Genomic DNA, 25,940 nt, shown 5'->3' on the forward strand with positions numbered 1-25,940 from the left:
AGGCGGAAGATGTTATCCAGGATCTTGGCGTTGTTCGGCTCCTGCTCGAACTTCACCAGCTGATTGTCCACGGTGTCCAGGCTCTCGCTGGTCTCCGTCAGAAACTCCCGCAACAGATCATCCATGAGCTACGCCTTACTGACCCGGGCCGCAAACGCGACATCCGAGCCACCCTTGGCACGGACGCACGCCCTATTTTGGATCGTTAGACATCCCCTTTCACAGTCCCGTTAATTTCATCCTCCGTGCTACTACGGATTTTGAAGAGAAGTTTGCGGTTCTGCCGCGTGTTGCAGCGCTTTTCGGCAAAACCATCCCCGCGCCGCAACGGCGGGAGCCGCGCGGTGAACGAGCCACTAATCGCGCGACGCGGCGTGCGAGAAAGTCCTGCTCGTGAAGAACGATAGAGGCGGTCGAGGCAAGCCGGCCGCGCCCTCGTCGCGCGAGTGCTTGGGCGTTGCCGGATCTAGGCGGTCCACGCTCGAGGTAAACGAAGCATTACCCCGCGGGGAAAGCGGCTCGTGTCGCGCTAACCGAGCTGCACGGCCGTGGCAATGTCGGAGCGGGGGCGAGGCTCTGCCAGGCAATCGTTGATGGCGGCGAGCAGCGCGTGCGGCGTGAACGGCTTGCGCAGACAGCGCGCGGCGCCGAGCTCCAGCGCCATCCGCAGGAAGTCCGGCGCGGGCGAGTCCAAATTCGCGAAGGCGTAGCCGGACATCGCGATCAGCGGAATGACCGGAGCCCGGTCGTGGAAAATCCGGATCGATTCGAACCCGCGCATGTGCGGCATGAAGATGTCGATGATCATCAGATCGAATTGCTTGTGCTCGAGGGCGCGCAGTCCGGCTTCACCACCCTCGGCGATCGTCACCCGAAAATTGTTGCGCTGGAGGTAAACCTCGATGGCCATGCACACCATCGGGTCATCGTCGACGACGAGAATATGGCGCAGATCGTCTCGCCCGGATTGAGCTTCCCGTTCCGGCGATTCAACAATCGAACCGTGGGGCACGCCTTTCTCCTTTGCTTTCGATGAGAGATGAAACTTACATTTTTGCGGACGCGGTCGAGGCGACGCGAGCCGGCCCGATGGCCAGCGCGACTGCAATGCCTTCCGGCTCCTGAGGCCCCCTTGCCGCTTTTTCCCTGCGCAATCGTTGCAGGACGGCCGCCTCGTCAACGAATCAGCGTGCGCTACTTAATTCCGCCGCAAATGAGACAGGCTGTCTGCCCTCTAACGGGTATATGGACGACACCACAACCTTCAGATTAGTATTTGCGCGCCGTGCAACTGAGTGACGAAGGCCGCCGCGCCCAGCGTCCATCGAACCCGCCGGATTAACCTGCATGACCGTGAGCGGCCGCCCGCCCAACCAGCTGCTGCAACTGCTCGATGCGGCGGATTTCGATCTGCTGCGCCCGCACCTCGCGACGGTTGAAATGGTCAGCAAATCTGTCGTGGGCGAGATCGGCACTGCACCGAAACATGTCTACCTCCCGCATGGTGGATGCGTTTCGATCAGGGTGAGCCTGTCCGAAGGACAGACGATCGAAATTGCGATGCTGGGCCGCGACAGCGTCGTGTGGGCCGGTGCGGCCCTTGCCGACGGCATCTCGCCGATGGACGCGGTTGTGCTGTTCCCAGGAGCTGCTTCCGTGATCGAAATCGGAGTTTTCCGCGCGGTCGCGACCGCAAGCGCACGCCTCCGCAAGCTGATGGTCCGCCACGAGCAGGTCATGCTCGCGCATGTGCAGCAATCGCTGCTCTGCAATACGCTGCATCCGGTCGAGGCGCGGCTCGCGCGTTGGCTGCTCCGCGCCCACGACCTGTCCGACGGCCAAATCCTGCCGCTGACCCAGGAGGCGCTGGCGCAGATGATCGGCGTCCGCCGCAACGCGATCTCGCTGGTCGCGCATGCGCTGCAGCGCGCCGGCATCATTCACTACAGCCGCGGCCAGATCGAGATCATCGATCCCAAGGCGCTGCTGGCGACGTCCTGCGGCTGCTATTCGGCGGTGAAGGCCCATCACCTGCGCCTGATGGGAGTCGTGGCGTGACGGGAGCACGATGCGATCTCTGTGTTCCGACGTGCACGCAGCGTCGATGCATCGCCAGGGCCGGACAACTTGTCTCAATTGCCAATATATCCCGCCGCGAGGATGATGGAACTTACCCGCGCACCGCGTGAGTGCAGGCGTGCGATTCCCAGGTGCAAGGGTACGGAGGAGGCAGCTTTGGAAAGCATGGCGCGTCCGTCCAACGGTTTCCTGTCCGCACTGTCGGCAGACGATTATGAGTTGATCCGCCCGCACCTGCGAACTGTGGATCTGCCCCACGGGGCGGTGCTGGTCGAGACCGGCGAGACGCTCATGCGCGCCTATTTTCCTCACCGCGGCGTCATCTCGCTGGTGGTTGAACTGGCCAAAGGCGAGCATGTGCAGGTCGCCATGATCGGCCGTGGCAGCCTGCTCGGAACGCTCGCCATCGAGGGTGATGCGTGTGCGTTGAACACCGCCATCGTGCTGGTTCCCGGCGCCGCCTCGGTGGTGGATCTGGACCGCCTGCGCATGGCCGCCGATCAGAGCAGCGCCCTGCGCACGCAGCTTGCGCGTCACGGGCTGGCGGTCTACGCCCAGGTGCAGCAAACCGCGGGCTGCAACGCCGCTCATCCGGTGGAGTCGCGGCTGTCGCGCTGCCTGCTGCACACGCATGACATGTCGGGCGAGTCGCGTCTGCTGCTGACACAGGAGACCATGGCTCAGATGATCGGGGCCCGGCGCAACAGCGTGTCGCTGGTCGCCAACTCCCTGCAGCAGGCCAATTTCATCCACTACAGCCGCGGACACATCCAGATCACCAACCTGGACGGGCTGCGCCAGACGGCGTGCGAATGCTACGCCGCCGTGAAGGCCCAGTACGACCGGCTGCTCGGCCCGCCCTGAACGCCGCGGTCGCTTGGTAAACCGCGGGCTAATGCCGGCCTGCAAACACCAGCCATCCTGCTACCAGAACTGAAATTCGAAGGCCGTACAAACGCGACATGCCTCGCGCGGCGGCGTGCCGCGCGACACGAACCGGGATCAGGGCAGGCAAGACATGTTTGACGTCACCGTCGGGCTTGCGAACGCGATCGATGCCGAACCCGCGCGCGAGCCGCGCGCGTACGAAGCGCTGGTGCGCGAGATCGGCGAGGACGGTGCTGGCGAAGTGCGCGACGTGTTCTGGAGCGAGACCTGCGCGCGCCTGGAATCGTTCCGAACGCTCTCGCCTGCGCAGCACCACGCCAGGATCGCGCGCGAAGCACATTCTTTGAAGAGCGCGGCCGGAACGTTCGGCTATCTCAGGCTGGCAGCGCTGGCGCTCCGGCTGGAGAAAACCGCGGAAAGCCTCGGCGAGACCGAATTCCGCGCGCTGCTGGACCTGATGGATGCGGCCTACGCCGCCGCGCATGCGCAGGAGCCGCAAGGCTAGCTCGCTTGGGATGCGCGCTCGTCGCGCTGCTTCGCGTGAAAACGCTCCGAACTACTCGCGCGTGCATTCCCGCCGTACTTCTACGGTTTGCGATTTTCACAGATGGCTAATCATAGCTGGCGATAGTCCCGGAAAACCAGGAGGGTTTTCCATGTTCACCTACGAGACCGCAGACCAGAAGGAGGTTCGTCGCTTCCGGATCGCACAGTTCAACGGCCGGATGGCGACGGTGAAGGCCGGCGAGTCGACCGTGACCGGCTTCGTGCGCTCGGTGCTGGAGCAGGAATCGAGCATGCCCCCCCGCTGGACCATCACGATCATTCCGAGCGCGCCGAAGGAAGAGATCAAGCCGCTGCGTCCCACCTCGCGCGCACGTCCCTTCGCCGAAGACTATTTCTGAGCGCCACGGATTTCCCAACTTTCGAGCTAGGCGTCGGGTCTCGCCCGACGGCGGGCGACGGGCCCGGCCTCAGTCGATCGAATGCAGCAGCGCCGCACGGACGAGGTCCGCGGTGTTGCGCGCACCGAGCTTGCGCATCGCCTCGGCGCGATGGCTCTCGAAAGTGCGCGGACTGATCTGCATGCGAAGCGCACCCTGCTTGTTCGAGTAGCCTTCGCTGATCAGCCTCAGCACCTCGCGCTCGCGCCTGGTCAGCCGCTTCTGGCCCGACGGGCCGATCAGATCGGCGCTCGGCGGCCGCGGCGGTTGCAGCACGCGGACGGCCTTCGATTCCGCTTCTTCGGACGGGCTGGGCAAGCCGCCCTTGGAGCCGCCCTTGGGCGGGCCGGCGAGCTGCTTGACCAGGCCGCAAACGCGCTCGGTCTGGGCCAGCGCGTTCTCCACCACCCGCTGCAAATAGGCGCGATCGCCGGTCGCGGGGACGAGCTGATCGCTGTGGTGCTTGATCTCGCCCATGTAGAGCAGCAGCGCGGTCAGGGGGCCATTGAGCTCGCGGGCGATGGCAGCCGCCATTTCGTCGGCCGCCTTGGCACGCAAGGCGCTCAGGCGGGCGAAATCGAGCTCTTCAGCTGAAGCAGCGCTGCTTTCGTGCCATGCCGACGGCCGCGAATCGGTGGCCGTATCATTCTGTGACCCCATGTCACTCGTTTAGCGGAACCGGGGCGGGTCTGTGATTAACTTTTTGCTCCGTATGACTACGGTGATTTAGACGGTTTTACGCTGAAATGACGACTTCGGCACAATTTGTGCTTGCGCGGTGCCGCACGCGACCATGCAGCGGTTGAGTTTTCTGCCGAAATCGTGGGGTGGGAACGGGAAAGCTCCTCGGCGAACGCCTTGCTCCGACATCCACCCCCCGGATTTTACGGATTAATTAACGGCGACTTGCTTCTCTAGGGAGGTTGAGAGCGCGCAAATGCCTCCACGCATTGGACCCGCAAGCCCGCGGGACACGCTGCGAAAGATTGCGTGCCATGGACGAGATCGACCGGCTATCGGAATTTCTGCAGAGGCTGACGCCGCTGTCGCGCAGCTGTCTGCTCAGCGAGCTCGAACGGCTCGAGCTGTGCGGCATCGACATGCCGGGTTCGGCCGACATCCAGGCCCGCTTGCGCGCCGAATTCCGCAAGGACGGATCGACCCAGGCGCGCGCCACCAGCCCGTCGCGCTATTTCTTCGCGCCGCTCGAGCTGCTGCTGATCGATGGCGCGCCCGAGCATGCCAACATGGGGCGGATCTCGCGCAATACCCTCACCCCGATCTGGGAATGGATCTGCCGCGACCTGCTGCCGACCATGGCGCGCGACTACATCAAGGCGATCGGCGACCAGGTCGCGGCCAACAACCCGAAGGAGGTCCAGAAGATCGCCTCGACCTTCCAGATCAAGGTCGTCAAGGTCCTCGAGAGCACCCTCGCCTCGCCCGAGAGCGCCGAATCCGCGCGCGCCAAGCTCGGGCAATATACGGCCTCGCGCACCGCCTTCGACGACGTCGTGAAGATGCTGCACGTGTTGCGCGCCGGCGATGCACTGCCGAAGTTCAACGCGAAGCTGCCCGACAAGATCGCGAAGTTCGACGACGGCCAGGTCGCCCAGATCACCCCGCAGCTCGATGCCTTCAAGAAGGCGCATCCCCAGGCGCTGCCATTCGCGCTGGCGCTGGTGGCGCGACGCCTGAAGACGTCCTGGCAATTGGTGCGGCTTGCGACCCGAGCCGCTGCGAGCAAGGCCGCCGCAGACGTCGCCGCCACCCCCTATGCCTGCGTCGTTCCCATGGTGCTCGACCGGCTCGACGACAAGCGCCTCGCGCTTCGTGTCGCACTCCGGCACAACCGGGTGCTGATCGCCCGCGACCTGCTCGCCGAAATCTACGACACCGAATATGCGCTCAAGGTCCGGATCGACGGCATCGAGCAATGCGAATGGGGCGTCCGCCTCCAGCAATTGATGGACGCGATCGCGGCGCTGGTCTCCGCCGAGGTGAGCCGCTTCCCCGACAATGTCGGCCACATTCTCGGCTCGCGGCGGCTGCGCAGCCACGATACGCTCAGTGGCAAGCTGAGCTATCTGGCCTGGAAGGGACGCGACGCGATGCAGGACGGTGCGGCGGCGTTCCGCAAATTGATCGGGCAAACCTAAAGCGTTTGAGCATGATCTTTCCGGAAAACCGCTGCACACTTTTCCGGATCATGCTCTAGACCCGGTTCGGCCGCGAAAAACCGTGCGCCGCGCGGCTAGCGCGGCAGGCACAGGAAGCGATCCATGAATCGCCCTGACAGCACGAACCTGAACCACCAATACATCATTCGCCGCATCGACATAGCTGTAATCCTCGACAGCCCTCCACCGGCTCGGGGGAGCTTTAGCGCGAGCGCGGCAACGCGCGTGTGATGTGCTTCACATTCTCGGCCGCCGGCGCGGACCCGTTGTCGCATGACCGTCACGAGCGAAAGGCGGCGGTGCGCGCATCGCGGGAAGACGCAAGCGTGAAAGCCGCCGCCGATTCACGTTGCGCCGGCTTCATCGCCGCCGCGGGACAACCGCGCGCGTGCGCCCAAAGATTTCGTCGACAAATTAGCTCGAATTGCAGGGCTTAACGTTACTCAGATAATTCAAGAACGATGTGAAGCTCTCCTTATTTGAACCCACGCTCCGCGTTTAAGAAACCGTCACGGAACGGGAGTGGTGTACGATGAACGATGGGATGATTGAACTCGTCGGACGAAGGCCTGTGACCTTCGGACGGCGAAAGGTGACGCCGCGCGCCTGCGTGGCCGACAGCAAGCGTCACTTGCGCGCGTTCCTCAGCGAGATCCTCGAGGATCTCGGCTTCGTCACCTGCGAATGTGCCAGCGCCGACGAGCTGAAGACGGTGCTCGCGAGCGAATTGCCGGACCTGATCCTGCTCGGCGTCGCCGCCGACGGCATCGAGCCGGGACGATTCCTCGAAGTCCTGGTGCGCGAGGCATTCGCCGGCAAGGTTCTCGCCGTCGGCGCCCGCGATTCGATCATCGTCAAGGCCGTGCGGCAGGTCGGCGACGAATATGGCCTTGCCATGCTGCCGCCGCTGACGACGCCCTTTGCCGCGGAGACGCTGCGCGAGCGCGTTGCCATGCTGCTGCCGGAGGAGCCGGCGCCGAGCCCGGCCGTGCATGTCGGCGAGGCCTTGCATGCCGGCTGGCTCGAGCTCTGGTACCAGCCCAAGATCGACGCGCGCACGCTGGTCCGCAACGGCGCCGAGGCCTTGGTGCGGATGCGGCATCCGACCTGGGGCGTGGTGCCGCCGGCCTATTTCATCCCGGAGCCGCACGATCCGCATTTTCGCGAGCTGTCGGAGTTCGTGATCGATCGCGCCATGCAGGACTGGCACTATCTTCTCGAGCAACAAAGTCCGGTCGACCTGTCGATCAATCTTCCCGCCTCCTATCTCAGGGAGCCGCAGGCGGTGCGCGATCTCTGCCGCCGCGTGCCGACGCATCCGGCCTTCGGCGGACTGACGGTCGAGATCGACAGCGAGGAGGCGATCCGCGAGCTCGATTTCCTCGCCGAGGTCGCGCGCGAGGTCGGCCTGCACAATATCGGCCTGTCGATCGACAATCTCGGCGCCAACTGGCCGTCGCTGATGGACCTCGACAAGATTCCCTTCGTCAAGCTGAAGGCCGACCGGCAGTTCGTCACCGGCAGCGGCGGCGATCGGCTGAAGCGCACGGTGTGCCGTCACATCGTCGAGCTGGCGCAGACCTTTGGTGCGCGCGCGGTGGCGCAAGGGGTCGAGAGCCGCGCCGACCTCGTTGTCGCGAACGAGATCGGCTTCGATGTCGTGCAGGGCTTTCTGTTCGGCAAGCCGATGCCGCTGAAGAAGTTCGCACGGAGCGCGCTGACGCGGACGGTGATGGGGTGAGCGCGCGCGTTCCCGGGCCTTGAGAGCTGCGTCCGTGCGATCCCGCAACTACGCCGTTGCCGCGCGGAGATCCGCCGTCGACCGCATCGTGCCTAGCTCGCCCGGCGCGCCGCCTTCGTCAGCGGGATCGAGGTGGAGCGCGAAGCCGCGCGCTCCGGGAGACTCGAGCCCGGCGCGGAGCTGCATGCTCGGAATGACGTAATCGCCGCCATTCTGGCGCCGATAGGGAATCGGCAAAGTTGTCGCAAGCGTTCTCATCCGCTCGCGCAGGCGTTCGGCCGTCGCGCCGAAAGCGGCTTCATCGAACCTGTCGGCCTGATAGGCCACGAACGGCGGCAGGACGTCATATCCGGGATAATAGAGAATGCCGTGATTGATCGGAAACAGCAGGTCGTCGATCGGCCCGTTGATCCCGCGGGCGGAATAATGGTCCTGCCAGCCGCCGGCAGTCACGATCAGCATCGCGCGCTTGCCCGCCAAGGTCCCTTCGCCGTAACGGTCGCCCCAGCGCTTGTCGCTGTGCTCGCCGACACCATAGCCGAAGCCGTAGGCGAACACGCGGTCGACCCAGCCCTTGAGGATCGCGGGCATGCTGAACCACCACAGCGGAAACTGCAGAATCAGAGCGTCCGCCCACAGCAGCTTCTCGATCTCGCCCTTGACGTCGGCAGTCAGCGTGCCCGCCTCGAACGCCTGCTTGGATGCCGCGGCGACCGCGAGACGCGCATCGACCGGCAGCGACGGAAAGTCGCCGCGGTCGACCTCGGACTTCCAGCCTTCGGCATAGAGGTCAGAGACCCGCACCTCGTGCCCCTGCGCCTCGAGCTCTCTGACGGCGACATCCCGGAGCGAGCCGTTGAGCGAGCGCTGTTCAGGATGGGCATAGACGATCAACACTTTCATGTTCGGGCACCGTTGGATTGAGGATTGTGGCTCGGCAGATAGCGCGGTGGCCCGCGATCCGGTAGACGTAGCCGATGGATAAGATTGTGCCGGAAAATGGATAGGCCGGAGGTTACGCTCGAGCGCATGCGCAGCTTCGTGCGCGTCGCCGAGCGCGGAAGCCTGTCCGCGGTCGCGCGCGAGCTCGGGATCGGCCAATCCACGGTGACGCGGCACATTCGGGAGCTGGAGCAGGCGGTCGGCGTGCCGCTGCTCACCAGGACCACGCGCAGGGTCACCGTGACGGAGGAGGGCCGCCATTACTACGCCGACTGCGTGCACATCCTGCGTCTGGTCGAGCAGGCCGGCGACGAGGCGCGCTCGACGCGCGGCGCGCCGGCCGGAACGGTGCGGGTCTCCTGCACCGCGGCGTTCGGCGTGCTCCACGTCAGCCGCTTGATCTTTGCTTTCCAGGACACTTATCCCGAGGTGTCGGTCGATCTCAGCCTGACCGACGAGCGGATCGACCTTGTCAGGGAGGGCGTCGATGTCGCACTGCGTTTGGGGCCGCTCGCCGAAAGCTCGATGAAGCTGAAGTCGCTTGGCCAGTCGCGGCGGCTGCTGGTGGCCGCACCCGGCTATCTTGCCGCGCGTGGCCGGCCCGCGCGCCCGCAAGACCTCGCTCATCACGAGGGCGTTCGGATGTCCAACATCGCCGGCAGCGATGTCCTCGTGCTGCAGGGGCGCCGCGGCGGCCGCCATGCGATCCCCTTCACCGGGCGGCTGCGCCTGGATCACGGGCTTGCCGCGCGTGAGGCGCTCGCAGCCGGCCGCGGCATTGCGCCGGCGCATCTTTGGCTGGTCAGCGACCTGCTCGCCGACGGCCGCCTCGAACGCGTGCTGCCGGATTATTCGCCGCCGCCGGTGCCGCTGAACATGCTGATCGTGCCGGAGCGGTCCGGCATTGCGCGCGTGCGCCTCCTGATCGATTTCCTCGCCGGAGAGATCGCGCGATTACCGGGGATCGAAAGGCCTCAATCAGAGCTTTCTGTCCGGCAAGCCGATGCCGCTGAAGAAGTTCGCACGGAGCGCGCTGATGCGCACCGTGATGGGGCAGCAGTGAGGCCTAGCGGCAGACCCAGACGCCGTTGACCAGCACGCGGACGCAGGCTGGCGCGACGACGGCGGCTCCTGCGGCTGCTGCACCGACGGCGGCGCCACCGACCACGGCACGACGCGTCGTTCGACGTGCGACGCCCGCAACACTCGCCGGCGTCGCCGGCCGGCCGACGCGGGCTTCCGCGCTCTGGATCGAGAATGAAAGCCCGTCCTCTGCCGACCACTGCACCGAGGTCAATGCTGCGCAGGCAACAACGGCGCCCGCCAACCACAATTTGGTTCCCTGTCGCATGACGTCCTCCTTCGCTTCTCATGCAGCAAAGGCAGACACTGCGCCGGGACGGGCGTTGATCTAGATCAAGGTTTGGCGGCCGCATGACAATGGCGCCAGATGTCGATCGCCCCGACCCCGCAGGAAGCGCATTGACGCGGACGGTGATGTGGCGGGTGTGAGGCGAGAGGCATCACGCAAACCGCCGCGCGAAGAAGACGCAGGCGACCACGATTGCCGTCGCGGCGATCATGCTGCCTGCGACCGGCTCGCCGAGCAGGAGGCCGGCGAGCGCCAGGCCAAAGAACGGCTGCAGCTGCTGGAGCTGGCCGACGCGGGCAATGCCGCCGATGGCGAGCCCGCGGTACCAGAAGATGAAGCCGACGAACATGCTGAAGACGGAGACGTAGGCGAGCCCGATCCAGGCGGGCACCTTGATGCCGCTCCAGCTCGGCGGCCACGTCGGCACCGCGAGCACCAGCATCAAGGGCAGCGCGAGCAGCAGCGCCCAGGAGATCACCTGCCAGCCGCCGAGGCGGCGCGACAGCGCAGCGCCCTCGGCATAGCCGAGGCCGCACAGCACGATCGCGGCGACCATCAGGAGATCGCCTTGAAGCGAGGCCGCGCCGTCAGCGGTGAGGGCAAAGCCGGCCACCGTGGCGCTGCCGAGACAAGCGAACAGCCAGAACGGCGGCCGCGGCCGCTCGCCGCCGCGCAGCACGCCGAAGATCGCGGTCGACAGCGGCAACAGGCCGATGAAGACGATGGAGCGCGCGGACGTGATGTGCTGGAGCGCGAGCGCCGTCAGCAGGGGAAAGCCGACCACGACGCCGATGGCGACGATGGCGAGCGAGGCGAGATCACGGCGCTGCGGCCGCGCCTGCCGGAGCAGGCCGAGCACCACAGCCCCGATCAGCGCCGCGATGACTGCGCGCGCCGAGGTCAGAAACAGCGCCGAGAAGCCGCCGACCGCCACGCGCGTCGCCGGCAGCGAGCCGCTGAAGATGATGACGCCGAGAAGCCCGTTGCCCCAGCCGCTGGCGGAAGAGTGCATGTTGGTCTCGCTTGGTGGGGGGCGGCGGATGGGATGCCGCGGCGGTTGAACGCTTCGCGTGATGGCATGGAACAACAAAGGTGCGAAAACAACCCCATGCACAGTAGACGGGGGTTGCAAGATCAATGGGTTAGGTGGGGAGCTGCAAACGGTGCGGGTCGGACGGGGTTTCAGGAGCCGAAAAACCGGCGGAACGTGGTTTGACGTGCCTCTCCGGCGCTCCATGCGAGCCGACGAGAACTGGCCGCGAGCGGTACGGCCCATTCCGACTGACGTCTCCCGTCATTTGCTTCGTCGGGCAAAACAGGAGCATAGTGGCATCATCGCGGGAGGTCGGACAGGGAGGGCTCCGGGCCTCGTGAAGGCGTCTGCCGCCGGACGGTGCGCGTTTCGTGCACTGTCACCGCAACATCCAGCATCCGCTCAGGCGAATTGAGAATACCGCGAAAGCTGAAAGAACGGTTCTGCCTGGTAGGACGGATCGGCGGCAAGGCGAGCAAGCCTTTGCCCGATGGCGGGCGCGAATTTCGCACCATGGCCTGAACAGGCGGAGCAGACGATCAGGCGGGACTCCGGCCAGCGATCAATGATGAATTCCTCGCCCGCGTCTAGCCGGCGGTCGGCGGGCGCGGTGTTGGTGTAGAGGCAAACGTCGCGATCGATGATGGGCCCGGCCGCACCCGGGACGAGGGCGGCCAACGCTTCGCCGACCGGGCGGAGTTCGGCATCGCTGGCGTGCGGACCCCAGTCGTCGGGGCCGACCACGGGCCCGTGGTTGTGAGGCGCAGCTTTGACGCCGCGCTTTTCGAAGTCCGGAAAGCCGTAGACCGTGTCGTTGGGACCTCGGTCCAGAATGAAGATCGGGAAACGACCGAGCGCCACGGTATCGGGGCTGCTAGGTGCAAACCAGCCGACCGCCTGTCGGGTCACGTTGAGCAGCGCGCCTAGCCGCGGGAGTGCGCGACCGAGCCATGGGCCCAGCGCCAGAATCGCGCGCTCGGCGAAGAACTCTTGCGTGGCCGTGCGGATCGACACGCCGTCGTGGTGCGGCGTGAAGCTCGCGTGTTCCGGAATCACGCGCGCGCCAGCGCGTGCGCGCATCAGTTTCATGACGACCTCGGTCCGCAGGATCGCGCCACCGTCCTGCACGACGACGTCCCAGTCGCCGGGCAGGCTGAAAGCCGGAAATTCCTTGTTCGCTTGAGCCGCGGTCAACATCGGATCCGCGCGCCCTTTCGCGATCGCGGCCGCGCGCGAGGACGCCACCATGGCAGAGCCGGGGCGGCCGGCCTCCAGAACAGGGGTTTCCGTCAGAATTGTTTGACCGCTTTCGCTCTGCAGCCGGATCCAGCCGGCATGAGCCTCGTCGCTCAGGCTGGTGTAGTTGGGGTTTTCGAAATTGAAGCGACGGAAAATGCGACATGAACCATGTGACGAGCCCCGATCCGAACCTGCTGCGACAGGGTCGAAGCCGAGCGCATCGACGCCGGCATCCAGCAATGCGCCCAGCGCTGCTCCGCCCATGAGCCCCAGACCCAGCACGGCGACTTCGCATTTCCGCATGTAGACCTCGCGAGCGATGCTACGACGCGCTGATCATCGTGATGATTTCGCGGGTTGACAAGGTCTACGAGAGGGCGACTACGGCACGACGGCCTGCTCGCGGCAACCGCGTTGATGCACAATCTGACGCTGGTGACGCGCAATGATCGCGGTGTTGCGGGACTGGGGCGAGCGTGATGAATCCGTTTGGGGACGCTGGAGATTAGGATTGATCTTGGTCTCAGCTTACTACGAATGACGTCGCACGGCCTTTGACCCGACCGGGCAAAACAAGAGCATAGTTTCATTGTTGCAGGAGGTCTGATTGGCGGGCCTTCGCCCACCTCTCGAACGCAACGGAATTGCGCGGTCGGCGCGGGTACGGCTTTTGTTTGACCCGGCGTCGCCACTGGACACGAGTTTAGTGCACTGTCACCGTAACTATCGTCGGCACGAACGCTAAGCGAACTAGTCGCGCTGTGCCATTTTAGCAACCTTCAACCGCTGTGGCGAAGCGAGAACCTAACGAAGGAGGGAGCCTAGTGTCCGTCCTCAACACGCCCCCGCACCTGTCTTGATTTCGATCTATCTTGGCAAGAAGTATCTTCGCTGTCCCTCGTACTCGCCAGCCCGTGCTAGACCCGTAGCAACCAGCGTTTCCAAGACCTCCGCGATGCGCTGCCGACGCTTGGCCGTATTCTTTCCCTCCAATCCGCTGGCTATAGCATCTGGCAGAATGGGCGCTGGAGCCTTAAAGAGAAAGTCTCGCACGAACCTGAGCTGTTCCAGACCGTCCGGCGGCCATTTCGGTCGCTCGGCCGCGTCTGGCAGTTCGATGTCCAGCATTCCGACGGGTTCGCTCTCCTGTTTGGATGCCTTCACGCCCAGCTTTGCTATCTGATACTCCGGTCTTAACCACCGAACCAACCCACGTTTCTCTTCAGACGCTCGCTCTTGATTGAGCGCTACAAGCCGGGTCAGAAGTTCTTCCTCTGCCCTCTCTTGCTCTGGCGATTTGTGAAGCGAGGGCAGCGTTGCACCGGGCCGACCGACCAGCAGCGGGATTAGGTCTTCCCAGCCGTAGGAGGTCAGCACCGCTCGGTCGATATCGTCATGAATTTCTTTCAGAACCGAAATTAGGCCAGCCTGGTGCATGTCACGCTCTGCATCAGTGAGCGGAGGCACGGCGCAGCCGTTTTCCAGTTCACGCAATCGTTCCAGCGCGTTGTAGAGATCCGTCATCGTCAAGAAAGAATGCTCAGCTAGTCGCTGCTTGCGAAAGCTATCTAGCCGCTCGCCAAGACCCCTTAGCCGCTCCTGTTGGGCAAACAGCGGATTGGCCGATGAAAGTGCCGGATCAACCGCGAGCGGAAATGGGAATGGATCAAAGGTCCTCGACTTTGAGTATCGAGGATCGTTACCCACCCCGAGCCACCCGCCCGTGGCGATAGCCCAGGCCACATTCAGCCGCGACGACAAAACAGCCAAGTGCTCCGCCGTGTCGAGACTGACGCAAACAAGCATATTGTCGGGCCTGATGCTGGCATCAAGAAATTGAAATGTCCTGTGACGGGTCGTCTCGACGGTCACGATGTATCGCGGCAAACCTTCTAGTGCCGGACGGAAATCCCGTCGCGGTTCACCAAAAATCCACCACAGGTCGCGGTAACTAGCTCGGTTGTTGTGATCGCGCTCCGGTTTCACATTGTCTAGTATGTGTTGATAGACAGCCGGAAAACGCGAGCGGACTTCCTCCGCTTCCAGCGGGTATAAGTCGATTACCATTACGCCGCGTGGACGCTGCGCAACGTCACGCCCATTGCGATAGTTGAGGATGTGGCTCTCCAAGCCGCTAACTGTTCCAAGTCCTAACGCTTTTGCCTGCGTCGGTGTGACGATAAAGCCCGCCCCATGAAGCTTTACACCCGGACTAGACAATAGGTCGTTGGCAAGAAGAGCTCTCGCAGACGCAAGGTCTGCTCCTATGGTGAGATTGGCACGAATTTTTCCGTCACGCGTCTCCAATCCAACCTGGGGCGTGTCGGTACCCAACCCTGCTTCAGACACAACTTCCGCCAATACTCCATCCCGCTCTCCCTTCTCCGCAACGGTCATGGCGATCCGTACGGCTGCTCGATCGGATGCCTTCATCCAAGGATGGTTGGGCACAGCGAATACCAAGGACAAAGGCTCCTTCGCGGCCATGCTCCGCTCAATCGCGCGTCGGGAAAAAGTTTGCGTGATCGAATTTGTTGTGATGAAGCCGAAGCGCCGCAATGGATTCAATTGGCCCTGTAATGGCTTGCGTAACAGCCGGGTCGCAGCCTCGTCCCAGAAGTGCAAGACGAAATCGGCTCCCCCGGAAAGATGCGGACGCGCTGCCCAGCAAGCTTCGGCATACCCGTCACCAAGCTCCGCACGCATGTCCTTGCCACCGATGAAGGGCGGATTGCCAACGATAAACTCGACCTCAGGCCAAGGAGCGCGTTTTGGATTTGCATAGCTATAGAGCGGCACCTGGGCGTCAGGGTCCGGAATTTCCTCTCCGGTGATGGGATGCAGCTTCTTCGTGATTCCATCCCATCGGGACAAAGGTCGGCCGCTGGCATCGCGCAGCAATTCTTGTCGATCGTAAGTAATGACGGCATCCTGCTCCTTGATGGTGCCGTAAACATCTAGGACCGGCTCATGAATTGTGTCCGGCCCTCCCGTCTTAAGCTGCCATTTCAGGTAACCGATCCAGAGAACCAGATCGGCGATCACTACAGCCCGAGGATTCAGCTCGAGACCGTAGAACTGATGAGGATCAACGGTAAACCGTCCCCCAGTTCGTGCTAGTCGTTGACCGACTAGATCCTTACCGGCCTCTTCCCGATAATCGCTGTATCGGTCTGGTTGCCCACCAAGATTGGCGATTGCCTCCAGCACCTCGCCTTCTAACTTCTTCATCAACTCAAGGCTGACGTAAAGGAAGTTGCCGGTACCGCAGGCAGGGTCCAGCACACGTGTGGTGCACAGCTTGCGATGGAACCTAAGCACCGTCGCCAACGCACCTCGATGATTCCCCTGGTCGCGCAATTCCTTTACTTGCCCCTGAACAAGCTCCCAGTCAGCGCGTAGCGGTTCGATGATAGTTGGCACCACGAGGCGCTCCACATAGGCGCGCGGCGTGTAGTGCGCTCCTAGCTTAGATCGTTCACGTGCATTCAATGCGCGCTCAAGCAGCGTACCAAAGATCGCTGGCTCGACATTCGACCAGTCCTTGCTGGCAGCAATCCACAGTTCGTTAATGTCCTCCTTGCCCAGTGGCAGCGCCGATCTTTTCTTGAAAAGCGAGCCGTTGAATTTCTTCAGAGTGACATTGAGGTGCGGCGCATAACCACCTTGGTCCATCACTGCCCAGAGGCTTTCCAGGGCCGCGACGAAATGCTTGGGCGTGTCTCTCATCTGCCCGAGCAGCTTATGAAACCCCTTCTCGGGTATGAGCTTCGCGTCCTCTGCGAACATTGTGAACAGGCAGCGCATCAAGAACTCCGCCACGTCCTTAGCGTCGCACTTCTCTTCCAACCGCTTCGCGATCTTGGCGAGACGCTCGGCAATGTCCCTCGTGACCTCTGCTGAAATTCGCGTTGGATCGAGTGACCGAGGGTCGTTCCAGATTGCCTGCAAGCGCGCTTGAACGCTCGGATCGCGCAAACTATCCATGCTGATACGGTAGGATTGGCGGTCCGGGAAGTGTGCGTAGTTCTTCCCTTGGCCGGAGAAGTCTGCATAGACTTCGATCACATGACCGACGTCCACGACGAGCAGAAATGGTGGGTAACCATGCTCAACAGCAGCGCGCGAGCATAATCCTCTGCCTGCTTGCGAGCAGCAAGCATCACTTGGTCCCAACCGCGCGTCCCACGCAGAGCATGCCCTGACTTGAATTGCTGTTCGTCTTCACCAAGAAGCAGCAGTTGGTCAGCCGCGAGTCTGGCTTTTTGACGCTTCCGTGATTGCTTTGCTTCGAGCACGAAGCTGTTCTTGCGATAACAATCTATAAAGCCGGAGGTGGTGGTCCCATCCGGATGCTTGAAGTCAACGCGACGCTCGAAGACGTAGTCATTTAGGGAGTTCTCCTCCCTGGCGAGATCGGGGCCAGGAAGACCGAGCGCACCGCACAATCGCTCAATAAAAAGCTGATAGTTGGCTCTCTCCGCTCCGCCGGACGCACTCGCCGCAGCGATCAAGGCTTCTAGCTTGGCATCATCAATCACCTGTTGCCCCATACTCCCAAGGGATTCGCCTCAAAGTCCCTGTAGCAATAGCACCGCTTCTGCATTGCAGCGATTCTCGCTCCAGCTCAAAGTCTAATCATCTCAAGATAGACGAAAGTCGCAACGGCAACTATCATTGTCCGACGGGAGGGCATGCCAAAGAATGCAGGGGCCAATCTTCGACGCGATACCCGTAGCTTACCGGGGTCTTCTCGCGGATCAGCATCTCGTTGACGCGCAACAATTCGGCAAATCGCTGATTGGGGTGACTAAGCTCGCTAACAGCGTTTGTCACGAGATATTTCACGAAGAGATCACCCATGATCCGCGGTCATACCAAATCCGATTTTGCGTGGGGCCCAGCAAGGAGAATGGTCTCGTCCAGGAGATATTCGCCGTCGTTACTTCCGGCCAGATGCCGCTCTATACCCCAATCTTATTGACCGTCGGAAAGAAGCTTACTGAGCTTTTGGTGGGCGCTGTAATCGAGAAGGCCCTTGGGAAAAAGAAGGATACCAACAACGCTGTCGATAAGATTCACGAGCTGGCGATGGCGCACAACGATTTTGCCCAGCAGGTTCTGCGCGGCCAGATGCGCGACAAAGCAGCGCTGATGAAGATCATCAACGAACTTCATCGGGAGAATAGAGCGTCGTTAAGACAGATACCCGAGCCAGTCGGAAGAACGGTGCGGTCGCTGCAAATCGGCAGCAGCCGCAGCTCAGCTTTCATCGACGAGCCAGCCGCCGAAGTACTGCGCTCACCAGAGCAACTTACACTAGGTGAGCCGGTCACCTACGATGTGAAAATCCAAGGCGTTTTCAAGACAAACGGAGCTTGCCGAATTGAGATACTAGACCAAAAAAGCAAGATCGTTTCTGGAAAGATCGCCGACGCCACTCTCGATGCACCTCACAATGTCTATACGAAGGCGCTCGACGAGGGGGCCGTTCTCCGCGTTGTGGCTCAACCGACGATGAAGGACGGCAGGCTGCACCGACTTTTCATCACTAGCGCTAAAATTGCGCCGAAGAGGCGCGGCAAGACACAGGGACGCTGAAGGCCACTACGCGAGTCGCTCGCAAGCGTGAGAGGTGAGCGATCGCCGCGGAAATCGATCAGTCCTAAAAGTCACCCTGCCCTAATACAGCGGCTCCTCATACACCGCCTCACCCTCAAGCAGCAGCCGCTTGATCGCGGCGCGGCCTGAGGGCAGCACGGCGGCGACGATGCGCAGCTTCTGCTGGTTGCGGGCATCTTCGAGCTTCTTGCCCTCGCCTTCGGGCACGAAATAGCTTTCCAGGCCATATTTGATCGGCAGGTTGTCGCAGAACCTTCGCCGGTCGTCGCCGCAGGACCCGCCGTAATTGCCGACGCGGCCGCGGATCAGCACTTCGGGCGCGGTGACCGCGACGGGCTCGGCATGCACCGAGACCGCCTGATAGAGGCCGCCGGCACTGGGCGCGAGCTTGACGAACACGATGGGTTGGCGCGCGTCGGCTACCTTGCCGGCGAGCGCGCCGGCCGGCACTTGCGAGATGTCGTAACGGAGCACGACATAGTCGCCGCGCAGGAGATCGCGGGGATCGACCGGCTGCGTCTGCAAGGTCACCTCGACGCCGTTACGCAGGATCTGCATGCGGTCGGCGACCATCAGGACCAGCAACGCACATTGCAGCAGGACGGCGACGCCGAACAGCACGGCATTCGGGATGCGCCGCCAGAACGCGGCCAAAGATGCGGCTAAGGGTGCGATCATCTCGTTCATCGCTGAGCCCTCGGCAGCATGCGGTTGAGCGCGGTGGCAAAGGCGACGGCCGCGATGCCCGCCACGGCCAGGAAGGCCGAGCGGCGCAGCAGCGATCCCTTCACCGCCCAGGTGATGCCGGCGATGACCCCGGCGATGCCGAGCCAGCCGGCGACGATGCGCGGTCGCACGTCGTCGAGCATGCCGGAGACGACGAGACACAGCATGGCACTGAGCAGCGCGGCATAGGCGAGCCAGGATTCGCCGGCCATGGAGGCCGGCCAGACCGGCGCCGCGAGCAGGACCAGGGCGATGGCAGCTGCTGCAAGCAGCTCTCCCGCGCGCCGGGTGATCGCAGCTGAGGCCAGCGCGAGGATCACGCCGGCATTTCCGCACGCGATCGCCCAAAGCGGCTGGCCCGCAATGGATCCTTCGCGGAAGCGGACGAGATCGTCGACCGTCGTCACCTCCAGGAACGCGGCGATGGCCAGTGAAAACGCGCCGTAACTCGACAGGACGCTGCCGAGCCGGAGCGCGCGCGGCGACGGCGCGGCGGCGATCGCGAGCCCGGCGCCGAACAGCAGCGCCGCACCGCTCGCGAGCACGAAGGACGGCTGGGTGCCCTCGAATTCGAAGCGGAGCGAGGTCGCGATCCACCACGGCAGCAGCGCCAGCGCGACGAGGTGGGCCGCGATGCGGGAATTCCAGGCGAAGGCGAGTGCGGCGGCGAGGAGCCAGACCGCGACGAACGGGAGATGCAGCACGTCGGACGCATCGGTGATCCGCATGCAGGTCCAGATCGAGGCGGCGACGAGACCGACCGCTAGCGCACCGCGCGAGCCGGTCAGCAAAGCTGTGGCGAACGCGCCGATCGACCACAGCAGCATGCCGCCGGCAAAGTCCTCGCCGAGGTGGTACATCTGGCCGACCAGCGCGATGCCGGCGCCGAAGATGATGGCACCGACGCTGGCGCAGAGATCGGCGAGAATGGTGCGCTCTCTCGCGGCGAACCAGGCGCCGAGACCGCCGGCGATCACCATGCCGGCCAGCAGGATCGCGAACCGCGCCAGGCGCGCGATCTCGGTCCAGTGCGCGGCGACGAAGGCGAGGAACGCGGCGGCGATCAGCAGGCCGCCGACGATGGCGACGACCGCGGCGATGTTGATGCCGGGTGGAAGCGGCGGCAGCGCGCTGCGGATGCTGGCTGCCGCCGCCGGCGCAATCACGCCGTCGGCCTCCCATCGCGCAAGATCGGCTTCGAGGCGCTGCCGGTAGGTTTTGTCGAACATCGTCCTGGGATCACCTGGCGCCCGCCGGATGGCGGGACCTTGCTAGGTCGGATCGTACGGGCGATGGGTTCAAGCTCCTGCTCGCAGGAGGGTGAATCGCATTCGAGACTTTTCCCTGCGGCCATCCTTCGAGACGCCCGCTTGCGCCGGGCTCCTCAGGATGAGGATGGAGTCCGCGGCAGCAATTTCAACGGGCATTCGCCTCACCCTGATGAGGCTAAGCGGCATCGGAGCCCGCCGAAACTCGCGCCACACACTCGGTCCTCATCCTGAGGGCCCGCCAGCGGCGGGCGTCTCGAAGGATGGCCACAAGCGACATCACTCTTATGTGCGGCCTATTGCGTCGGCGCGGGAATGCGCCGCAGGACGTCGTCATAGGGTGCGAGGTCGAGATAGGCCGTGACCTCCGCCGCCTTGCCGTCCTGCATGAGCAGGATCCACGCGTAAGAGTTCGCGTAAGCCTTGCCGTCACGCGCCACGCCGCTGCCTTCCCAATGCGCGATGACGTGGTCGCCATCAGCGAAGATCCTCACGGAAGTGGGGCGGACCGGGGTCGACAACCGGCTGGCGAACGGGCGGACCGCGCGATCAATGAAGACATCGCGCCCTCTGAACTCGCCGGCGCTTGGACCGGATCCCTTGATGCGCCAGACCACGTTGTCGTGCAGCAGATCATTGAAGAAGGTGGTTCCTCCGGCCGCCCAGCGATCGAACGCATCGGTGACGATCCGCTTGTTGTCGTCCTGGATCGAGTTGGCCTGTCCGCAAGGTGCGGCCGTCGTCAGGGTGGAAGCCGTCACGATGACGGCGTAGACGCACGACGCAAGCGCGCGATTAAGCAGGGTTGCCATTGGTGTCTCCCTTTCTGGTGCAAGATGTCGTCTGCCCCGAAGTGTTGCGCGCATGGTCGGTCGCGTTGTTGCTCGATCTAGCCGCGCCGCGCGACGGCGGCGCCGCCGAAGATGAGCTGCTCGACCATCGGGCGGCGCAGGAAGCGGCCTGGAAAGATGGGATCGGGCGCGGTCGCCTGGTCGAGGCGCGCCATCTGCTCGGGCGACAGCGAGATCCCGACCGCGCCAAAATTGTCTTCCGCCTGCTCCAGCGTGCGGGCCCCGATCACCGGCGCGGTGACCGCGGGATTGGCCAGCGTCCATGCAATCGCCACTTGCGAGGACGTCGCGCCGAGCTCCCAGGCGACGGATCGCACCGTCTCGGCCGCGTCCAGCGATCGCTCGTTGAGAAGGCCGGATGACGCGATGATCGAGGCGCGTGTCGTGCCGACGGCGCGTTCCTGGGAATCCCTGAGGTCGGCCCGGCTGTACTTGCCGGTGAGCACGCCGCCGCCAAGAGGCGACCAGGGCAGCACGCCGAGGCCTAGGCTCGCCGCCAGCGGAATGAGCTCGTGCTCGACGGTGCGCTCGACCAGATTATATTCGATCTGCAGGGCCACGAAGGGCGACCAGCCGCGCAGATCTGCGATCGTCTGCAGCTGCGAAATGCGCCAGGCCGGCGTGTTGCAAATGCCGACATACAGAACCTTTCCGCTGCGCACGAGATCGTCGAGGCCTCGCATCACCTCGTCCGGCTGCGTGGTCGCATCCCAGCTGTGGAGGTAAAGCAGGTCGATGCGATCGGTCTCGAGCTGCCGCAGGCTCTGCTCCACGGAACGAACCATGTTGAGCCGGTGGTTGCCGCCGGAATTGGGGTTGCCGGGATCGCGGGCCATGGTGAATTTGGTGGCGAGCACGAGGCGATCGCGCTTGCCGCGGGCAAACTCGCCGACCATGCGCTCGGACGCGCCGTTGGTGTAGTTCACCGCGGTGTCGATGAAATTGCCGCCGCGGTCGACATAGAGGTCGAAGATGCGCCGGGCCTCGCCGGCATCCGCGCCCCATCCCCACTCGGTTCCGAACGTCATCGTGCCCAGTGCGAGCGGCGATATGCGCAGGCCGGAGCGGCCAAGCAGGCGGTATTGATCGAGCGACGTCATCAGAGCCTCCTTCGTGTGGCTCCGAGATAGTCCGCGGCGAGAGGTGGGAGAAGTTGGCCAATGATGACTGGGGTGGTAAGCCTAACTAACCAATGACCACGGACCTGAACCTCGTTGCCGTTTTCATCGCGGTCGCGGAAGCCAAGAGCTTCCGTGGCGCCGCCGAGCGGCTCGGGGTGACCCGATCCGCCGTGAGCCAGGCTATCCGACGCATGGAAGACCAGCTGGGCGTGGCTCTCGTGCAGCGAACGACGCGCAGCGTCAGTCTGACCGAAGCCGGCCTGCGCCTGCACGAGCGCGTGACCCCGGCGCTCGCCGAAGTCGAACAGGCGATCAATGGCGCCCGCGACCGTGACGCGCAGCCGACGGGGCAGCTGCGTCTTGCCGTCTCATCGATCGCCGAGCGATTCATTCGCGGTCCGTTGCTGGCCGAATTCACGCAGGCTCATCCCGGCGTGCAGGTCGACGTGACCGTGACCGACGAGGAATTCGACATCGTGGCCGAGGGCTTTGATGCCGGCGTCCGGCTCGGCGAAGTGATCGAGCAGGACATGATCGCCGTGCCTGTTTCGGGCGATCAGCGCCAGCTGGTCGTGGCAGCTCCCGCCTATCTGGAGCGGTTCGGCGCGCCCTCGCAACCGCGCGAGCTCTCACAGCATTGCTGCATCGGCTGGCGGCCGGCGCCGCACGTCGCTCCCTACCGCTGGGAATTTGCGGAAGGGGGGCGCGAGTTCGACGTCGCGGTGGAGCCGAGGATCACGACCAACGACATGTGGGTCATGGTGCGGACCGCCTGCGCGGGCGGCGGCCTGACATTCGGCATGGAAGAGACGTTCAAGCCGTATATCGAGCGCGGAGAATTGGTGCCCCTGCTGGAGGAATTCTGCCCGTTCTTCCCCGGCTTCTTCCTCTACTTTCCGGATCGGCGGAATCTTCCGCCGAAGCTGCGCGCGCTGGTCGATCACGTGCGTTATCGTGGAAGCGGAAAGCGCTGAACTAGTGAGCGTGATTGAGATCCGGTTTTGATTGCTGCAACGTAGGTGCGCTCCCTCTCCCGCTTGCGGAGAGGGTTGGGGAGAGGGTGTTTCCGCAATGGGATAGCCCCCAAGAGGAGAAAGCCCTCACCCGCGCCTTCGGCGCGACCTCTCCCGCAAGCGGGAGAGGTTGCACCGAGCCCGTGGCGATCGATTCGACCTGAAGCCGCTTCAGTTTGCCTTGATGCCGGCCTCGCTGATCAGCTTGCCCCATTTCGCGCTTTCGTCCTGAATGAAGCGGCCGAACTGCTCGGGCGAGGTCGGCGCAGGCTCCGCGCCGAGGGTGCGGATCTTCTCCGCCACGGCAGGGTCCTTCAGCGCCTTGGCGAAGGCCTCGTTCAGTCGGGCGATGACATCCGCAGGCGTGCCGGCGGGAGCAACGAGCCCGAACCAGCCGACGGATTCGAAACCGGCAAGGCCGCTCTCGGCCAGAGTCGGCACATCGGGCAGGGACGCAAGGCGGCGCGCGGAGGACACGCCGATCGCGTTGAGCTTGCCTTCGAGGATCAATTGTCGCGATGCCGGAATATCCAGCACCGCGAACGGGACATGGCCTGCGAGAACATCGACCGCCGCCGGCGCCGTCCCGCGATACGGCACCAGCTCCATCGCGATCCCGCTTCTCTGCGTGAACAGCGCGGCGGTCAAATGCATCGCGGTCGAGTTGCCGCCATGCCCGATCGAGAGCCCACCCGGCTTCGCCTTGGCGAGCGCGATGGTCTCCGCAGGTGTGCGCGCCGGAATATTCGCGGACGCGACCAGCACAAAGGGAATTTCCGCGAGCAGGGTGATGGGCGCGAGATCCTTCAGCGCGAACGGCATCGAGGCATTGAGGTGCGGATTCACGGTCAACGCACCCGCCGGCGCCACCCCAAGCGTATAGCCGTCGGGCTTTGCCTGTGCGACCGCGGCCATGCCGATGTTGCCGCCGGCGCCGGCGCGGTTCTCGATCACCAGGCCCTGCTTGAGCTCGGCGGTGACCAGCGGCTCGAGCGCGCGGATGACCGTGTCGGCGCTGCCGCCGGGCGGGAAGGTCACGATGATCTTGATCAATTGCTCGGGATAGGCGGCTCGGGCCGCCGCCACCGGCAACAGTGCGAAAGCGGCGGCCGTCAGCGCGGTCAGGATGCGGCGTCTTGCAACGTGAAACACGGTCTCCTCCTTGCGTTCTGTTCTTGAAACCAACCTGGCGAGCTACGTCGCCAGGCCGTCCGCTCGATGTCGTCCTACGCCGCAGCGCCAGTGATACGTGTCAGCAGGCCTATCGGGTTCTCCGGCGCGGACTGCCCGCGCCAGGCGATGTGCTGGTCGGGCCGCGCCAGCACGAGCTTCTCGGCATAGGCGCCGCTCGCCTCCTCCGGCGCGACGTCGATCAGCGCGAGCGGCACGCCGCGCGCCTTTGCGGCGTCCTGCAGCCGCGTCACATCGATCGCCGGATCGAACCGCAGCAATGTGTAGCCGGGGCCGAAGGCGTCGTAGAGCGAGCGTCCGTCGCGCAGGAACAAATGCGGCGCGCGGGCGCCCGGCACGGTGGAGGGCGTGAAGCTGCCCATCGCGTAAGGCGGCGGCGTCTCGCCGTCATAGGCGATAATCGGCGAGGCGTCGTAATAATAGCCGAAGTTGAGGCCGGCGCAGCAATATTGCTGCACGTTGAGATCGTAGGCCGCTTTCGCCAGCGCCGCGCGCGCCGCCTGGCCGCGCGGCGTGTCGTCCTCGATCTCGGCGGACACGCCGCCGCGCTGCGCCATCATCTTCATCGCATGATCCATCGCAAAGCGCGACACCTGCTCGGTGATGGGCTGCCGCTCCGCCTCATAGGCATCGAGAATTGCAGCCGGCGCCCAGCCGTTCAGATGCGCCGCCAATTGCCAGCAGAGATCGACGGCGTCCGCAATGCCGGCATTCATGCCGTAGCCGGCATAGGGCATCCACAGATGTGCGGCGTCGCCGCAGATGAAGACCCTGCGGTCGCGGAAGCGGTCGGCCACGAGGCGCCGTCCGACCCAATCCTCCTTGCTGAGCACGCGGTATTCGAAGCGCTCGTCGACGCCGAGAATGGCACGGATGGCCCAGTCGCGATCGACCGAGTCGAACTCGGGCTCGTCGGGCTTGAGGTGATTGTGGATCAGCCAGCGGTCGTGGCCGTCGATCGCAACAACGGTGCCGGAGCGGCGCGGATTGAGCGAGAGCACCATCCAGGCCGGCTTGTGCGCCCCCATCAGCTCTTTAAGTTGCGGCGCTTCGATGAAGGTCGACTGCACGCGCTGGATCACCGGCGTGCCGGACAGGCTGGCACCGATTGCTTTTCGAACCAGGGATCGGCTGCCGTCGCAGCCGATCACGAAGCTGGCTTCGATCCGGAGCGAATGTCCGCTGTCGAGATCGCGCGCCAGCGCGACGACATGGTCGTCGTGCTGCTCGATGTCGGTGATTTCCGTGCGCGCCAGGATCTTGATGCGTGATTGCGCCGCGGCATGGCTGAACAGGATCGGCTCGAGATAGACCTGGTTGATCCGGTGCGGCGGCTCGGGCGTCGGCCACCAGGTGTCGGGGCCACCGGTCGCGCTATAGCGGCGCGCACGGGAGGGAATGTCGATGCGGCAAAGCTCGATCCCGGTCGCCGTGGTCCTATAGGAGCAATCGTTGGGAAAGTCCGCAGGGAGCCCCGCATCGCGCAAGCGGGCGGCTATTCCGAGCCGTCGAAAAATCTCCATCGAGCGCGCCGACACGTGATTGCACTTGACGCTGGGCGGATCGCCGGCGTGGCGGATCTCCGCGACGACGACGTCGATTCCGCGCGAAGCGAGATCCATCGCCGCGGTCAATCCGACGGGCCCGGCCCCCACCACCAGCACTTGTGCTCTCATGCTCGCTCCAATCCTTGCCGCGGATTCTTTCCGTCCGCACAGCATGCATTTTAT

At 64.0% G+C, this 25,940-nt stretch carries 22 protein-coding genes and 1 pseudogene; 9 read left to right on the plus strand and 14 right to left on the minus strand.

Annotated features, from left to right (window positions below; all coding sequences use genetic code 11):
• Window positions 1-529: 529 nt before the first annotated feature.
• Window positions 530-952 carry a response regulator gene (locus I6F28_RS25530; RefSeq protein ID WP_162131166.1) on the minus strand — a complete coding sequence of 141 codons (423 nt, stop codon included), beginning with the start codon at window positions 950-952 and terminating at the stop codon, window positions 530-532.
• A gap of 395 nt (window positions 953-1,347) precedes the next feature.
• Between I6F28_RS25530 and I6F28_RS25535 the strand changes: the two genes are divergently transcribed.
• The 4 genes from I6F28_RS25535 to I6F28_RS25550 all read left to right on the plus strand — a co-directional run bounded on the left by I6F28_RS25535 (window position 1,348) and on the right by I6F28_RS25550 (window position 3,872).
• Window positions 1,348-2,058, plus strand: coding sequence for a Crp/Fnr family transcriptional regulator (locus I6F28_RS25535; protein WP_225141651.1), 711 nt, complete (start codon window positions 1,348-1,350; stop codon window positions 2,056-2,058).
• Between the two features lie 186 nt (window positions 2,059-2,244).
• Window positions 2,245-2,943 carry a Crp/Fnr family transcriptional regulator gene (locus I6F28_RS25540; RefSeq protein WP_192893380.1) on the plus strand — a complete coding sequence of 233 codons (699 nt, stop codon included), beginning with the start codon at window positions 2,245-2,247 and terminating at the stop codon, window positions 2,941-2,943.
• Between the two features lie 154 nt (window positions 2,944-3,097).
• Complete coding sequence (locus tag I6F28_RS25545) at window positions 3,098-3,472, plus strand: Hpt domain-containing protein (RefSeq protein ID WP_036008515.1); 375 nt, start codon at window positions 3,098-3,100, stop codon at window positions 3,470-3,472.
• Between the two features lie 151 nt (window positions 3,473-3,623).
• Window positions 3,624-3,872 (plus strand): hypothetical protein, encoded by a 249-nt coding sequence (locus tag I6F28_RS25550; RefSeq protein ID WP_036024694.1) that lies wholly within the window; start codon window positions 3,624-3,626, stop codon window positions 3,870-3,872.
• A 69-nt stretch (window positions 3,873-3,941) separates the two neighbouring features.
• Here the strand turns inward: I6F28_RS25550 and I6F28_RS25555 are convergent, their stop codons facing one another.
• Window positions 3,942-4,571, minus strand: a complete 630-nt coding sequence (locus I6F28_RS25555; RefSeq protein WP_057026527.1) for a helix-turn-helix domain-containing protein — start codon at window positions 4,569-4,571, stop codon at window positions 3,942-3,944.
• Window positions 4,572-4,906: 335 nt separating this feature from the next.
• Here I6F28_RS25555 and I6F28_RS25560 point away from each other — a divergent pair, with 335 nt between their 5' ends.
• Together I6F28_RS25560 and I6F28_RS25565 are read left to right on the plus strand one after the other, a co-directional pair.
• A complete protein-coding gene (locus I6F28_RS25560; RefSeq protein ID WP_225141653.1) occupies window positions 4,907-6,070 on the plus strand; it encodes a hypothetical protein in 1,164 nt (387 codons plus the stop codon).
• A gap of 553 nt (window positions 6,071-6,623) precedes the next feature.
• Window positions 6,624-7,832, plus strand: coding sequence for an EAL domain-containing response regulator (locus I6F28_RS25565; RefSeq protein ID WP_225141663.1), 1,209 nt, complete (start codon window positions 6,624-6,626; stop codon window positions 7,830-7,832).
• A 48-nt stretch (window positions 7,833-7,880) separates the two neighbouring features.
• On the opposite strand, the gene I6F28_RS25570 is transcribed toward I6F28_RS25565, so the two are convergent.
• Window positions 7,881-8,735 carry an NAD(P)H-dependent oxidoreductase gene (locus tag I6F28_RS25570; protein ID WP_225141665.1) on the minus strand — a complete coding sequence of 285 codons (855 nt, stop codon included), beginning with the start codon at window positions 8,733-8,735 and terminating at the stop codon, window positions 7,881-7,883.
• A 96-nt stretch (window positions 8,736-8,831) separates the two neighbouring features.
• Here I6F28_RS25570 and I6F28_RS25575 point away from each other — a divergent pair.
• Window positions 8,832-9,746 (plus strand): annotated as a pseudogene (locus tag I6F28_RS25575) (LysR family transcriptional regulator); the annotation flags it as partial.
• 94 nt (window positions 9,747-9,840) lie between these two features.
• On the opposite strand, the gene I6F28_RS25580 reads toward I6F28_RS25575, so the two are convergent.
• From I6F28_RS25580 to I6F28_RS25600, 5 genes are all read right to left on the minus strand, one after another.
• Entirely contained in the window at window positions 9,841-10,125 is a 285-nt protein-coding gene (locus I6F28_RS25580; protein ID WP_225130809.1) for a hypothetical protein, read from the minus strand.
• Between the two features lie 172 nt (window positions 10,126-10,297).
• The gene (locus I6F28_RS25585; protein ID WP_225141669.1) at window positions 10,298-11,158 is read right to left on the minus strand and encodes a DMT family transporter; all 861 of its coding nucleotides are present in this window, start codon (window positions 11,156-11,158) and stop codon (window positions 10,298-10,300) included.
• 423 nt (window positions 11,159-11,581) lie between these two features.
• Window positions 11,582-12,721, minus strand: coding sequence for an FAD-dependent oxidoreductase (locus I6F28_RS25590; RefSeq protein ID WP_225141671.1), 1,140 nt, complete (start codon window positions 12,719-12,721; stop codon window positions 11,582-11,584).
• A 564-nt stretch (window positions 12,722-13,285) separates the two neighbouring features.
• Window positions 13,286-16,486: a class I SAM-dependent DNA methyltransferase gene (locus I6F28_RS25595; RefSeq protein WP_225141673.1), complete on the minus strand. Its 3,201-nt coding sequence runs from the start codon at window positions 16,484-16,486 to the stop codon at window positions 13,286-13,288.
• Window positions 16,483-16,959, minus strand: a complete 477-nt coding sequence (locus I6F28_RS25600; protein ID WP_225141675.1) for a type IIL restriction-modification enzyme MmeI — start codon at window positions 16,957-16,959, stop codon at window positions 16,483-16,485. Before I6F28_RS25600 ends, I6F28_RS25595 begins: the two co-directional genes overlap by 4 nt.
• Window positions 16,960-17,122: 163 nt before the next feature.
• Here I6F28_RS25600 and I6F28_RS25605 point away from each other — a divergent pair, with 163 nt between their 5' ends.
• Entirely contained in the window at window positions 17,123-18,019 is an 897-nt protein-coding gene (locus tag I6F28_RS25605) for a DUF7947 five-stranded beta-barrel domain-containing protein (protein ID WP_225141677.1), read from the plus strand.
• An 81-nt stretch (window positions 18,020-18,100) separates the two neighbouring features.
• On the opposite strand, the gene I6F28_RS25610 is transcribed toward I6F28_RS25605, so the two are convergent.
• The 4 genes from I6F28_RS25610 to I6F28_RS25625 form a co-directional block, all read right to left on the minus strand.
• On the minus strand, window positions 18,101-18,727 hold the full coding sequence (locus tag I6F28_RS25610; protein WP_225141679.1) for a GDYXXLXY domain-containing protein: 627 nt from the start codon (window positions 18,725-18,727) through the stop codon (window positions 18,101-18,103).
• Complete coding sequence (locus I6F28_RS25615) at window positions 18,724-19,995, minus strand: DUF2157 domain-containing protein (protein ID WP_225141681.1); 1,272 nt, start codon at window positions 19,993-19,995, stop codon at window positions 18,724-18,726. Before I6F28_RS25615 ends, I6F28_RS25610 begins: the two co-directional genes overlap by 4 nt.
• A gap of 335 nt (window positions 19,996-20,330) precedes the next feature.
• Complete coding sequence (locus tag I6F28_RS25620; protein WP_225141683.1) at window positions 20,331-20,846, minus strand: nuclear transport factor 2 family protein; 516 nt, start codon at window positions 20,844-20,846, stop codon at window positions 20,331-20,333.
• Window positions 20,847-20,923: 77 nt separating this feature from the next.
• A complete protein-coding gene (locus I6F28_RS25625) occupies window positions 20,924-21,985 on the minus strand; it encodes an aldo/keto reductase (protein WP_225141685.1) in 1,062 nt (353 codons plus the stop codon).
• A 92-nt stretch (window positions 21,986-22,077) separates the two neighbouring features.
• Between I6F28_RS25625 and I6F28_RS25630 the strand changes: the two genes are divergently transcribed.
• Entirely contained in the window at window positions 22,078-22,980 is a 903-nt protein-coding gene (locus I6F28_RS25630; RefSeq protein WP_225141687.1) for a LysR family transcriptional regulator, read from the plus strand.
• Window positions 22,981-23,190: 210 nt separating this feature from the next.
• On the opposite strand, the gene I6F28_RS25635 is transcribed toward I6F28_RS25630, so the two are convergent.
• Both I6F28_RS25635 and I6F28_RS25640 read right to left on the minus strand, forming a co-directional pair.
• Complete coding sequence (locus tag I6F28_RS25635; RefSeq protein WP_225141689.1) at window positions 23,191-24,171, minus strand: Bug family tripartite tricarboxylate transporter substrate binding protein; 981 nt, start codon at window positions 24,169-24,171, stop codon at window positions 23,191-23,193.
• 74 nt (window positions 24,172-24,245) lie between these two features.
• The gene (locus I6F28_RS25640; RefSeq protein ID WP_225141691.1) at window positions 24,246-25,886 is read right to left on the minus strand and encodes an FAD-dependent oxidoreductase; all 1,641 of its coding nucleotides are present in this window, start codon (window positions 25,884-25,886) and stop codon (window positions 24,246-24,248) included.
• Between the last annotated feature and the right edge of the window lie 54 nt (window positions 25,887-25,940).

Source organism: Bradyrhizobium sp. NBAIM14 (assembly GCF_020193895.1).
Taxonomy (GTDB): Bacteria; Pseudomonadota; Alphaproteobacteria; order Rhizobiales; family Xanthobacteraceae; genus Bradyrhizobium; species Bradyrhizobium yuanmingense.